Genomic DNA, 12,635 nt, shown 5'->3' with positions numbered 1-12,635 from the left:
GCGGCCCGTACGGTCGCTGCGGCGCGCTCCCCGGCCGGACGCCCGCATCCCCGGCGCACGTCCGACCGTCTCGGCGTACGTCCGACCGGCTCGGCGAGCGGGTCCCGCGGTCGTCCGCGCGGTGCCGGAGGGCACCGCCGGGCGCCTCCTCACCCCGTCCCGCCCGCCCCGCGCGCGCGGAGCGCGGGGGCCCGTCACCGCTGCCGGCGGTACCCGCCGGGGGATGGCCGAAACGGCCCACCGGCGCGGTCGGCGCAGCCGACCATGGGAGACTCGCCCCCATGAACGGCAAGGCGACGACGACCCGGACACGGCTCGACAGGGGCCGCAGCGCGCTCGGCCCGGCGCTGGAACTGGTGCACACGGGCCGGGCGCCGACCCGCGCCGTCCTCACCGCCGAACTGGGCGTCACCCGCGCCACCGCGGGCGCCGTCGCCGCCGAACTGGAGGCCCTCGGGCTGATCCGCGTCGACTCGCGCCCCGCCGCCGCCGGCTCCCAGGGCCGGCCGTCGCACCGGCTGACCATCGACGAGAACGGGCCCGTCGCCCTCGCCGCGCAGGTCCACGCCGACGGGTTCCGCGCCGCCCTCGTCGGCCTCGGCGGCCGGATCGTGGCGACCGCGCCCGGCTGCTTGGAGGTCACCGCCGACCCCGCGCAGGTCCTGGCGGCCGTCGTCGACGTGGGCGCCGGGCTGCTGCGCGAGAGCGGCCGCCGCTGCGTGGGTGCCGGTCTCGCCGTGCCCTCCGCGGTCGCCGAGCCGGAGGGCACCGCCCTCAACCCGCTGCACCTCGCCTGGCCCGCGGGGGCGCCCGTACGGGACGTCTTCGCCGACCTCGTCCGCGCCGCCGGCATCGACGGCCCCGCCTTCACCGGCAACGACGTCAACCTCGCCGCGCTCGCCGAGCACCGGCACGGCGCCGGCCGCGGCGCCCAGCACCTGCTGTGCGTCGCCACCGGCCACCGCGGGGTCGGCGGCGCCCTCGTCCTCGACGGGCGGCTGCACACCGGCAGCTCCGGCCTCGCCCTGGAGGTCGGCCACCTCACCGTCAACCCGGCGGGCCGCCCCTGCCACTGCGGGAGCCGAGGCTGCCTGGACGTCGAGACCGACCCGCTGGCCTTCCTCACCGCCGCCGGCCGCGTGCCGGGCCCCGAGGTGTCCCTGCTCCAGCAGTGCCGGGACCTGCTCCGCGACGAGCCCGGCGACCCCGGGGTACGGGTCGCCGTCGAGGAACTCGTCGACCGGCTCGGGCTGGGCCTCGCCGGCCTGGTCAACATCCTCAACCCGGACCGGATCATCCTGGGCGGCCTCCACCGCGAACTGCTCGCCGCCGATGCCGAACGGCTCCGGGCCGTCGTCGCCGACCGCAGCCTGTGGGGCCGCAGCGGGGGCGTCCCCCTCCTCGGCTGCGCCCTGGACCACAACAGCCTCGCGGGCGCCGCCGAACTGGCGTGGCAGCCCGTCCTCGACGACCCGCTCGCCGCGCTCGGCAGACCGGTCGCCCACGGTTGAGGCGGCGCCCGCCGGGCCAATGCCCCGCCGGGGCGCGGTGCGCCGGCCCGACGGCCGGAGAAAAATCCCGCCCGTCGGATCGCCTCCGAACGTAGGGTCCCGGATCATGACCGGAACCGATCTCCCGCCCCGCCTCACCCGCCTCGCCTTCCACGGGCCGCTGTCCGAGGACCGCGCCCGGCGGCTCGTCGCCTCCCTGGCCGCCGCCCGGCCCGCCACGGTCCTGGACATCGGCTGCGGCTGGGGCGAGTTCCTGCTGCGCGTCCTCGACGCCGTGCCCGGCGCGACCGGCGTCGGCCTCGACATCAACGCCGAGGACCTGGCCCGCGGACGGGACCTCGCCGCGCGGCGCGGCCTCGCCGGGCGCGTCGAGTTCGTGGAGGAGTCCGCCCTGGGGACGGCGCGCGGCCCCGCCGACCTCGTCCTGTGCCTGGGCGCCGGACAGGCGCTCTGCGACCCGGAGGGCCCGTACGAGGTGGCGGCCGTCCTGCGCGAACTGCGGCGCCTGGTGGCGCCGGGCGGCCGGGTCCTCCTCGGCGAGGGCTTCTGGGAACGCGTTCCCACCCCGGAGGAGCTGGCCCGGATGTGGCCGGGCGCCCACGAGGGCGACCACCCGCTGCTCGGCGCGCTCGTCGACGAGGCCGTCGAGGCGGGCTTCCGCCCCGCCTGGATCGAGACGGCGGACCGGGACGAGTGGGAGCGGTTCGAGTCGGGCTACCGCCACGACGTGGAGCTGTGGCTCGCGAGCCACCCCGACCACCCGGCCGCCGCCGAGACCCGCGCCCGCGTCGACCGGCAGCGCGCCTCCTGGCTCAACGGCTACCGCGACGTCCTCGGCATGGCGTACCTGACCCTCGTCCCGGTCGGCTGACGCGCGCTCAGTCCCAGTGCCGGCCGTGCCGCAGCGCCGCGCGGCCGGGCTGGGACAGGTGCAGCACCCGGAACACGTCCCCCGCCCCCTCCGGGGCCGGCCCGGCCCACAGGCTGAACGCCAGCAGCTCCCAGTGGCGCGGGTCGACCGCCACCGCGGCCGCCACGAGCCCCTCCTCCCGCACGAGCCGCCCGTGCGCCTCCACCGCCCGCGCCACCGCGTCGGTGGGCCGCCCGCCCTCGCCGATCCGCTCCCGCCGCCGCACCGCGTACCGGGGCGCCGCGTCGGCCGACGGCCCCTCGCCGTACGCCGCGCCCGCCCAGTGGCGCACCTCGGGGCGCCCGAAGTCGTCGACGATCCCCTGGAACCCCGGCCCCCACAGGAACGCGTTCATGCCCTCGGGCGCCGCCCACAGGTAGAAGGGCGCGTACTGGTTCACCGGTGCGCCCGCCGACCGCTCCCGCACCAGGTACGCCTTGAGGCCGAGCCCCGCGAAGTCGTCCAGCAGGTGGCCGCGGGTGGCCACCCGGTGGCGGATGAGGCCCATGTCGTAGTCGGCGGGGAGGGTGATCTCGTACTGCATCGCGTGCATCAGGCCGTCCTCCGCCCCGCGAGCAGGGCCAGCAGCCCGTCGACGGCCGTGCCGAACGCCGCCGCCGACCCGGAGGCGCGGGCGAGGACGTAGCCGCCCTGCACCGTCGCCACGACCGCCGAGGCCGTGCGCTCCGGGTCCAGCGCCCGGTCGAACTCGCCGCCCGCCACGCCCTCCCGGAGGACGTCCGCGAGGCGCCCGCGCAGCCAGTCCAGGGTCTCGTCGACCGGTGCGCGCAGCGTGTCGTCCGCGACGATCTCGGGGTCCATCGTCAGCCGCCCCACCGGGCAGCCCCGCAACACGTCGCGCTCGCGCCGCAGGTACGCCTCCACGCGCGCGTAGGCCGTGCCTCCGCCGCCCAGGACCCGCTCGGCCGCGGCGCGCATCTCCTCGGCGGTGCGGCGGATGGCGGCCAGCGCCAGGTCGGGCTTGCCGGCGAAGTGGTGGTACATGCTGCCCTGGCCGGCGCCCGCCCGCTGCTGGATCGCCTTCGGGCTGGTCCCGACGTAGCCGCGTTCCCACAGCAGGTCGCGCGTGGCGTCGACGAGTCGTTCGGAAGTGGTCATGGAGGGACTGTACATACCAGTAGGTACAGAATCCAGGTCCGCTCCCGCACGGCCGTCCCGCCGCTCCCGCACGGCCGCCGCCGCTGTCCGCGCGGCGGCGGGGCGCCCGCGGGCCCCGCCGTTCCCGCCGTCCGGTCAGCCCGCCACGGCCGACCGGACGGCGGCGTGCCCGCGCACCGCCTTCGCCGCCTCCGCGGCGTCCCCGAACGGCACGGGCTCCTTGAACACGACGCCGCCCACGGCCCCGTACGCCGGGACCACAGGGATGCCGACGGGTGCGGACGCGGGCGCGGGGAGCGTGAACCACACGACCTTCCCCGAGTCGCCCTGCGGGCGGGCGCCCCAGCTCTCGCTCACCGCCTCTATCAGCGCGAGACCGCGCCCCGACGTGGCGAGCGGGTCCGGCCCGTCCTGCAGGTGCACGACGGTGGGGAGGCGCGGGTCGTGGTCGTGGACGGAGACCGTGAGCCGGTCGAGGAGGAACTCGATCTCGACCGTGCAGATCTTGTCCGGCTTGGCGTGCTGGTGCACGTTGGTGAGGAGCTCGGTGACGCCGAGCGCCGCCTTCTCGATGAGGGGATCGAGATTCCAGTAGCGCAGTTGCGCCGAGACGATTCTGCGGATCTGACCGATCCGCGACGGCAGGGCCTGGAGCTCTACCGCGCACTGCCTGCTGCTTGCCTGGCTGATCACGGCTGCGACTCCCCGAAGTAGGTCCGGAAGAAGACGAGGATCGGATCCAGTGGATGGCTGGCTCGTGGTCCGACGGGCTGGATCGCAGCGTCACCGCCGGTTCACCCTGAGTGATGTCAATCCAGCGTGGACCAGGCGTGGCCGCTTCGCAACTCGCGGCAGCGGACGCCCCGTCAGTCCCGTCGGCCGCCCGCCCTGCGCACGGCCTCCAGGAAGCGACCGGACAGGGTCGCGCCGACCCCCGGCCGGTGGTTGCGCTGTTCCATGGTCAACCGGTAGCGGGCGCCGTTGAGCGTCGCGACGGCCGCGTCGCGCGCCGCGAACCACGGCCGGCCCGCCCGCACGGTGCGCACCGGGGCGCTGTCGATCTCCCGGCCGTAGCTGGTCAGCAGGGCCAGCCGGCCGCCCTCGATGCGGACCTCGCCGGCCGTCGTCAAAGAGCGCGGCCACCGCTCGATGCGTACCCCTGTGGCGCTGAATTCGGGTTCAGACACGGTTCCGCCGCCCCCTTCGCACCCGTTCCGGGGGCCCAGTCTGCACGGACCGCCCGCGTCCGCGCCAGTGCACCTCCCCGGCCGCCCTGCAAGCCGTTCCTATGGAGGGCCAAAGTCATCGTTTGCCCAGGTGAGGGAGGTATGTTCGGTCGCGGGACCCATGGGGAGACCGTGGTGCGCAGGACGCCGACGACGAGGAGTGGCGCATGACGACCGTTGAGCAGCCCGAGCCGACCGGACCGGTCGCCGGCAGGACCGCGAAGGGCCCCGCGCCCACCGCGACCATCGACGTCGACCGCAGCGATCCGGCCTACCGGACCTGGCTGAAAGATGCCGTACGAAAGGTGCAGGCGGACGCGAACAGGTCGGCGGACACGCACCTCCTGCGCTTCCCGCTGCCCGAGCACTGGGGCATCGACCTCTACCTCAAGGACGAGTCGACCCACCCCACCGGCAGCCTCAAGCACCGCCTCGCCCGCTCCCTCTTCCTGTACGGCCTGTGCAACGGCTGGATCCGCCCCGACAAGCCCGTCATCGAGGCGTCCAGCGGTTCGACCGCGGTCTCCGAGGCGTACTTCGCGAGCCTGATCGGCGTCCCCTTCATCGCCGTCATGCCGCGCACCACCAGCGCCGAGAAGATCCGCCTCATCGAATTCCACGGCAGCCGCTGCCACTTCGTCGACGACCCGCGCCGCATGTACGAGGAGGCCGCCGCCCTCGCCGTCGACACCGGCGGGCACTACATGGACCAGTTCACGTACGCCGAGCGCGCCACCGACTGGCGCGGCAACAACAACATCGCCGAGTCCGTCTACCAGCAACTGCGCCTGGAGCGGTACCCGGAGCCCGCGTGGATCGTCGCCACGGCCGGCACCGGCGGCACGTCCGCCACCATCGCCCGCTACGTCCGCTACATGCAGTACGACACCCGCGTCTGCGTCCCCGACCCCGAGAACTCCTGCTTCTTCGAGGGCTGGACGCGCGACGACCCGCGCGCCGCCAGCGACTGCGGCTCCCGCATCGAGGGCATCGGCCGGCCCCGCATGGAGCCCAGCTTCCTCCCGGGCGCCATCGACCGCATGATGAAGGTCCCCGACGCCGCGAGCGTCGCCGCCGTCCGCGCCCTGGAGAAGGCCATCGGCCGCAAGGCGGGCGGCTCCACCGGCACCGGCCTGTGGAGCGCCCTGAAGATCGTCGCGGAGATGGTGGCGCAGGGCCGCACCGGCAGCGTCGTCACGCTGATCTGCGACCCGGGGGAGCGGTATCTGGACAAGTACTACTCCGACGCGTGGCTGGCGGAGCAGGGGCTCGACATCGGCCCGTACGCGGCGACCCTCGACGAGTTCCTCGCCACCGGCGCCTGGCCCGGCTGACCGCCCGGCGGCCCGTCAGCCCGCCTGACGGGACGTCACCCTCCTACGGCCCCGGGGCCACCGCCCCCTGGCCCGGGCCCGCGCAGCAGCCGCTCCAGCTCCCGGCCGAAGACCCACCGCCCCGCCCGGGCCAGCAGCGGGTCGCACCACCGGGGCAGCCCGCGCACCCGCAGCTCCTCCACCCACGTCACCCGCGCCCCCGCACCCTCCGCGCGCACCGCGATCTCGGCCCAGCCGCGCACCACCCGCCCGTACTTCTCCAGCCGGCACACCCCCGGCTCCGGTCCTCCCGCCCCGGCACCCGGCGGCTCCCAGCGGACCACCGCCATCGGGTCGTCGAAGCCCAGCGGCCCGATCCCCGTACGCGCCGTGAACCGCGTCCCCGCACCCGGCGGGCCCGGCGTCAGCACCCTCACCCGGGTCAGCGGAACCCCCGCGGCGTGCGCCGGCCAATCGGTGACCCGCCGCCACGCCTCCGCCACCGGCAGCCCCGTACGCCGTTCCAGCCGGAAGACGCTCACGCCCCGTCCCACCCCTCGCCCGCCGGCCCGGACGCGGCCGCCGCGCCGCTCTCCCGGTCCGCGACGACCAGCCCCGGCAGGTGCTCCGCCATCGCGGCCCGCACCTCGTCGGACACCCCGGCGTCCGTCACCAGCGTGTCGACGTCCTCCAGCCGGGCGAACGAACTCAGCGCCACCTTCCCCCACTTCGTGTGGTCCGCGACGACCACCACCCGCCGCGCCGACCGGATCAGCCGCCGGTTCGTCTCCGCCTCCGCCAGGTTCGGCGTGGACAGCCCCGCCTCCACCGACACCCCGTGCACCCCGAGGAACAGCACGTCGAAGTGGAGCGACCCGATCGCCTGGTCCGCCACCGGGCCGACCAGCGCGTCCGACGGCGTCCGCACCCCGCCCGTCAGCACCACCGTCGCCGCCCCCGGCCGCGCCCCGCCGCCCGGCTCCGGGGCCGGCGCGGAGTGGAACACGTCCGCGACCCGCATCGAGTTCGTCACCACCGTCAGGTCCGGCACGTCCAGCAGCCGCCGCGCCACCGCGTACGTCGTCGTGCCGCCCGACAGGGCGATCGCGCTGCCCGGCGCCACCATCGCCACCGCCGCCCGCGCGATGTCCTCCTTCGCGCCCGGCTCCAGCGCCGACTTCGCCTCGAAGCCCGGCTCGTGCGTCCGCACCTCGGCGACCGGCACCGCCCCGCCGTGGACCTTCTCGACCATCCCCTGCCGCGCCAGCGCGTCCAGGTCGCGGCGGACCGTCATGTCCGAGACGTTGAGCCGGCGGGTGAGTTCGTTGACCCGCACCCCGCCGCGCCGCCTCACCTCGTCGAGGATCAAGGCACGCCGCTGCTCCGCGAGGAGGTTCTGGTTGTCGCTCACCGCAGGGGCCGGTCCTTCCGTGGTCGTGGGTCGTACGTCATGGGTCCGCCGTTCGCGCTGCCGGCCGGGCAGGCACATCCTGCCACGCGCTTCATATCGGGGGACGGCGGGGAGATTACGTGAGAGCCGTGCGGCGCACCGTCCCCACCGGCCAGGCTGGTCGCGTCGCCCCGCCGCACACCCCTGCCGCAGAGAGCGAGCACCGACGTGTCCCCAACCACCCCGGAACCCGCTCCGGTCGCCGTACCGGAACCGCGCAACACCGGCGCCGCGCTCGAACTCCTCGTGCACGGCGTCGGCGGCACCACCCCCGCCGAGATGCTCGACGACCCCCGCGCCGTCCGCGTCACCGGCGACGGCACCGCCGCCGTGTACCGGCGGGCCACCGACCTGCGCGCCGAAGGCGAACCCGAACGGTTCCGGGACGGGCCCGTCCCGGAGGCGTACTGCTGGTCCAACCTCACCTCCGGCAACGGCACCCGGGCCCTGTGGCTGCTCCTCCTGCCGTTCATGGTGGTCAACCTGGCCCACTGGATGCGCCCGCCCGCCGCCGGACACGGCCGCTCCGCCCGCCTGTACGGCGTCCTCGTCCGGCTGGTCGCGCTCAGCCTCACCGTGCTCCTCACCGCCGCCGCCTGCGAGGTCGCCCTCGACCTGGCGGCGTGGCAGTGCGCGGGTGCCGCCGCCTGCACCGAAGACCGCTCATGGCTGGGCTTCCTCGCCGCCTCGGAGGGCGGCTGGTGGTCCCAGCCCGGCCGCCGCCTCACCGTCGCCGCCGCGATACCCACCGCGCTCGTCGCCCTCCTGTGGTACCTGTCCCGCCGCACCTGGACCGCGTACGAGGCGCAGCGCCCGCCGCGCGGCGAGGACGAGCACGACGGCCGCCCCGCCCTCGGCCGCCCCGGCTTCTGGTACGGCCGCCGCCTCGTCGCGCGGCTCCGCGCCGCGCACACCGCCGCCGGGCTCCTCACCGTCGCCGCCGCCGTCGCCGGCGCCGCCGCCCGCCACGACCGGGGCGCCGACGGCACGCTCCCCGCGGCCCTCGGCCGGTGCATCGAGGGCGCCCTCGCCGCCGGGGCCGTCGTCGTGGTGGTCGTCGTCTGCCGGCGGGGCCGCAGCGAGCGCCGCCTCGACGGCCGCCTCGACCGTACCCTGACCTCCTGGCTGCCCGCCTCCTCCGCCGCCCTGCTCCTCCTCGCCGCCCTGTACGCCTCCTGGTCCCGGCCCGGCTGGCGGTCCTCGGGCGCCCTGCCCGGCGACGCCGCGTTCGGCGTCCTCACCCTCGGCCAGGGCGTCCTCATCGTGCTCCTCGCCGCCGTGGCGGTGCGCCTGCACCGCCGCGCGCCCGACCCGGGCACCGCGCTGCACGGCCTCGCCGGGCCCGCCGTCGCCGTGCTGGCCTGCGCCCTCGGCGGGGTCATGGCGGGCGGGGTCGCCCAGCGCGTCGCCGACCTGCTCGACGGCCCCGGCACACCCGGCACGGGAAACGGCCCGATCGCCGGGCCGCCCCTGCTGCTCAGCTGGCAGGCCGCCGCCATCCCCGTCCTGCTGCTCCTGCTGCTCGTCCCGACGGCGCTGCTCGCCGTCCGGACCGCGCTCACCGCGCGGCGCCTCGCCCCCGTCGTCGAGGCCGAGTACGCGGGGGAGGCGCCCGACCGGATCCGCACCCGCCGGATCGCCGGCATCCGCGCCGCCGCCGGCCTCACCGACGCCGCGCCCGTCCTCGTCGGGCTGCTCGCCGCCGCGACCCTGCTGCTCGGCGCGGGCGGCGTCGCCGGCACCTGGGGGACCGGCACGGTGCCGGGGGAGGCGTTCGACGGGGCGCCCGCGTTCCTCGACGCCGCCGCCGAGGGCTGCCAGGCGCTCGGCTCCTGGCTGGTGGGCCTGGGCTTCCTCCTGTTCGTCACCTGGGGCCGCCGCGCCTACCGGGACGCCTCCGCCCGCCGCACCATCGGCATCCTGTGGGACGTCGGCACGTTCTGGCCGCGCGCCGCGCACCCGTTCGCCCCGCCCTGCTACGCCGAACGCGCCGTACCGGACCTCGCCTGGCGCATGGCGTCCTGGACGGGCCGCACGGGCGGGCGCCTCGTCATCTCCGGCCACTCGCAGGGCAGCGTCCTCGCCGCCGCCGCGCTCTGGCAACTGCCGCACACCACCCGCCGCCGCATCGCGCTCCTCACGTACGGCTCACCGCTGGAGCGGCTGTACGGGCGGTGGTTCCCCGCCTACTTCGGCCGCGAGCCGCTCGCCGGCCTCCACCGCGAGGTGCACTGCTGGCGCAACCTGTGGCGGCGCACCGACCCGATCGGCGGCCCCGTCCGGCTGCCCGCCGAGGGCGGCAAGCCGGAGGTCGACCACCCGCCCCTGCGCGACCCCGTCGTCTACGGCCGCACGCACGACCACCCGCTGCCCGAGCCGATCCTCGGCCACGCCGACTACCAGGCCGACCCGGCGTTCGCCCGCGAACGGGCCGCGCTCCTCGACCGGCTGCCCCCCGCCCTGCCCCTGCCGGTGCCCCAACAGCGCGGCACCAGCCCGGAGGAGGCCGGCGGCAGCGCCCCTCACGGCAGTTCCGGCAGGTCCTCCGGGTAGAGCAGGGTCAGGTCGTCCGTACTCGCGCGGGCGAGCGCGGCGACCCGGCCCGCGTGCCGCTCCACCATCGACTCGAACGTCTGCCGCGCGGTGCGGCCGTTGCCGAAGGCGGGTCCCTTGGGCAGCGCCTCGAAGTACTTCAGCAGCGCCTCCGCCGTGCCGTCGGCAAGCCGGTACTCGTGGTCGTCGGCCTGCCGCCCCACGATCCGCAGCAGCTCTCCGGGCGTGTAGTCGGGGAAGCTGATGGTCCGTGAGAACCGGGACGCCACACCGGGGTTGACCGAGAGGAACCGCTCCATCTCCGCCGTGTACCCGGCGACGATCACCACCACCGCGTCCCGGTGGTCCTCCATCAGCTTCACCAGCGTGTCGATCGCCTCACGCCCGAAGTCCCGGCCCGAGTCCTCCGGGGACAGCGCGTACGCCTCGTCGATGAACAGCACCCCGCCGCGCGCCCGGTCGAACGCCTCCTGCGTGCGGATCGCCGTGGACCCGATGTGCTCCCCGACCAGGTCCACCCGCGACACCTCGACGAGGTGGCCGCGCTCCAGGACGCCGAGGGACGCGAGGATCTCGCCGTACAGCCGCGCCACCGTCGTCTTGCCCGTGCCGGGGTTGCCGGTGAACGCCAGGTGGCGGCGGACCGACGCCGCCTTCAGCCCGGCCTCCTGCCGCCTGCGCCCCACCTCGATCATGTTGGTGAGCGTGCGGACCTCCCGCTTGACGCTCTCCAGCCCGACCAGCGCGTCCAGTTCGCCCAGCACGTCCTGCGGGTCGCGCACCGGCTCCGGGGCGGGCGCCGCGATCGACGCCTGCGCCGGGACCGCGCCGAGCAGCCCGCCGGGAGCGGACGCCGTCGCCGTGGCCACGGCGGACGCGGCGGCCCCGGGCGGCGACGCGGCCGGCACGGCCGGGGCACCGGAACCGGCACGGCCGGCGATGCCGCTCTCGTCGCTGGTGCACCCCTCGGTGACCGGTCCGTCCTCGCCGAACTCGTAGCCCCCGCGCGCGCAGCGCTCCGTCCGGCACCGCCGCAGCGTCGTCCGGCACCCGTCCATCACGTGGAAGCCGTAACCGCCGCTGCCCGTGACCCGGCAGCCGGTGAACGTGCCGCGGCCCTCCGCCGACACGTAGAAACCGGCCTCCGCGGGCGAGGTGACCGTGCACCGCTCCACGGCCGGATCGGCGCCCTTGCTGACGATGACCCCGGTCTGCACCCCGTCGAACGCGCAGTCGGCGAGCGTGCCGCCGCTGCCGTGGTCGCGGAACCAGGCGCCCGTGGCCGCGTCCCGGATCCGGCAGTCGTCCAACTGGGCGGTCGCCCCGTCGCTCACGGAGACGGCCGTGTTCCGCACCTGGGACAGGTCGCTGTCGACCACGTCGACCCGCGACCCCCGGTCGAGGACGAACAGCGCGTCCGGCACGCCGTGGACGCGGCACGCCTCCAGCACCGCCGTCGCCCCGTCGCTCACCCACACCGCCGGGTAGTCGCCCGTACTGTCGTGGATCTCGCACTGGTTGGCATCGACGCGGGTCCCCGGGTCCCACACGGACAGCCCGTTGCGCCCGAACCGCCGCACCTTCGACCGCGTCAGCGTCAGCACCGACCGGGACCGCAGGTCGACCGCGTTCTCCGGCACGTCGTGGATGTCGCAGTCGGACAGCGTCAGGACGGCGTCCGTGTCCAGCGTCACCCCGTCCGCCGACGTGCGGTGCACCACCGAGTCGGTCAGGTGCGCCACGGCCCGTCCGCCGATGCGCACGCCGCTGCCGCGGATCTCGTACACCTCGCAGCCGATCGCCTCCAGGCCGCTGTCCTCCCCGGTGACGGAGAGGCCCGCTCCCGACGCGTGGTGGATCCGGCACCGCTCGATCCGCGGGTGCGCCCCGCCGGTCACCGACACCCCGGCCTGGCCCGCCGCGACGACCTCGCACTCCTCGAACACGCCGCCCGCGCCGTCCAGGACGCCGATGCCGACGCCCGCCGGGTTGTCGACCGTGCACCGCCGCACCGTGGGCCGGGCCGCCCCCCGCACCTCGATGCCGACCGCCGAGCGGGTCACGATCCGCAGGTCCAGCAGTTCCGGCGTGCCGTCCTCGACGAGCAGCGCGGGCGCCGCCGTGTCCTGCCCCTCCACGTGCAGGTCCCGCACGGTCGCGGAGGCGCGCACGGTCAGCGGCACCCCGTCGGCCGGGGCGATTCGCACGGAGCCCGCGGCGCCGTCCGCACCGCGCAGCGTCACGGCGCGCCGCAGCACCAGGTTCTCCCGGTACGTGCCGGGGGCGACGGTGAGGACGTCACCGTCCGCCGCGGCCTCCAGGGCCGCCGCGAGGGAGGCGTACTCACCCGTGCGGCGCCGCCACCGCGACGTACCGCTGTGCGTGACCTGGACCGTGCCCTGTGCCATGGTGCTGCTCTGCCCCCGCCTCGTGCGCTCGCGGCCGCCCGCTCATCGACCCGTCGCCCCACCGTAGCGCGCACGGGGCGCCGCGACCGTCCGCCCGACCCCCGTGCCGGTGACGTCCGTTCCGTGAGGGTGACCCCGTCCGGCG

Annotated in this window: 11 protein-coding genes; 4 read left to right on the top strand and 7 right to left on the bottom strand. The window is 76.2% G+C overall.

The window, feature by feature from the left end:
• Positions 1-281: 281 nt before the first annotated feature.
• Entirely contained in the window at positions 282-1,511 is a 1,230-nt protein-coding gene (locus RND61_RS18660; protein ID WP_315879123.1) for an ROK family protein, read from the top strand.
• 106 nt (positions 1,512-1,617) lie between these two features.
• Positions 1,618-2,382, top strand: a complete 765-nt coding sequence (locus tag RND61_RS18655; protein WP_315879122.1) for a methyltransferase domain-containing protein — start codon at positions 1,618-1,620, stop codon at positions 2,380-2,382.
• Between the two features lie 7 nt (positions 2,383-2,389).
• On the opposite strand, the gene RND61_RS18650 is transcribed toward RND61_RS18655, so the two are convergent.
• From RND61_RS18650 to RND61_RS18635, 4 genes are all read right to left on the bottom strand, one after another.
• The gene (locus tag RND61_RS18650) at positions 2,390-2,974 is read right to left on the bottom strand and encodes a DUF4865 family protein (RefSeq protein ID WP_315879121.1); all 585 of its coding nucleotides are present in this window, start codon (positions 2,972-2,974) and stop codon (positions 2,390-2,392) included.
• Complete coding sequence (locus tag RND61_RS18645; RefSeq protein WP_315879120.1) at positions 2,974-3,540, bottom strand: TetR/AcrR family transcriptional regulator; 567 nt, start codon at positions 3,538-3,540, stop codon at positions 2,974-2,976. Before RND61_RS18645 ends, RND61_RS18650 begins: the two co-directional genes overlap by 1 nt.
• A gap of 135 nt (positions 3,541-3,675) precedes the next feature.
• Positions 3,676-4,233 carry an ATP-binding protein gene (locus tag RND61_RS18640; RefSeq protein WP_315879119.1) on the bottom strand — a complete coding sequence of 186 codons (558 nt, stop codon included), beginning with the start codon at positions 4,231-4,233 and terminating at the stop codon, positions 3,676-3,678.
• Positions 4,234-4,406: 173 nt separating this feature from the next.
• The gene (locus RND61_RS18635) at positions 4,407-4,727 is read right to left on the bottom strand and encodes a hypothetical protein (protein WP_315879118.1); all 321 of its coding nucleotides are present in this window, start codon (positions 4,725-4,727) and stop codon (positions 4,407-4,409) included.
• 206 nt (positions 4,728-4,933) lie between these two features.
• Between RND61_RS18635 and RND61_RS18630 the strand changes: the two genes are divergently transcribed.
• On the top strand, positions 4,934-6,100 hold the full coding sequence (locus RND61_RS18630; RefSeq protein WP_315879117.1) for a PLP-dependent cysteine synthase family protein: 1,167 nt from the start codon (positions 4,934-4,936) through the stop codon (positions 6,098-6,100).
• Positions 6,101-6,135: 35 nt separating this feature from the next.
• On the opposite strand, the gene RND61_RS18625 is transcribed toward RND61_RS18630, so the two are convergent.
• Positions 6,136-6,621 carry an SRPBCC family protein gene (locus tag RND61_RS18625; protein ID WP_315879116.1) on the bottom strand — a complete coding sequence of 162 codons (486 nt, stop codon included), beginning with the start codon at positions 6,619-6,621 and terminating at the stop codon, positions 6,136-6,138.
• Positions 6,618-7,490, bottom strand: a complete 873-nt coding sequence (locus RND61_RS18620) for a DeoR/GlpR family DNA-binding transcription regulator (protein ID WP_315879115.1) — start codon at positions 7,488-7,490, stop codon at positions 6,618-6,620. The genes RND61_RS18625 and RND61_RS18620 overlap by 4 nt, the downstream gene beginning before the upstream one ends.
• A gap of 207 nt (positions 7,491-7,697) precedes the next feature.
• Here RND61_RS18620 and RND61_RS18615 point away from each other — a divergent pair, with 207 nt between their 5' ends.
• Positions 7,698-10,082: a hypothetical protein gene (locus RND61_RS18615; RefSeq protein ID WP_315879114.1), complete on the top strand. Its 2,385-nt coding sequence runs from the start codon at positions 7,698-7,700 to the stop codon at positions 10,080-10,082.
• Here the strand turns inward: RND61_RS18615 and RND61_RS18610 are convergent.
• Entirely contained in the window at positions 10,052-12,490 is a 2,439-nt protein-coding gene (locus RND61_RS18610; RefSeq protein WP_315879113.1) for a right-handed parallel beta-helix repeat-containing protein, read from the bottom strand. The genes RND61_RS18615 and RND61_RS18610 overlap by 31 nt on opposite strands.
• Positions 12,491-12,635 lie beyond the last annotated feature (145 nt).

The sequence above is a fragment of the Streptomyces tamarix genome (assembly GCF_032423885.1).
Taxonomy (GTDB): domain Bacteria; phylum Actinomycetota; class Actinomycetes; order Streptomycetales; family Streptomycetaceae; genus Streptomyces; species Streptomyces tamarix.
Note: the sequence above shows the minus strand (reverse complement) of the source record. Positions and strands in the feature narration are given on the sequence as shown.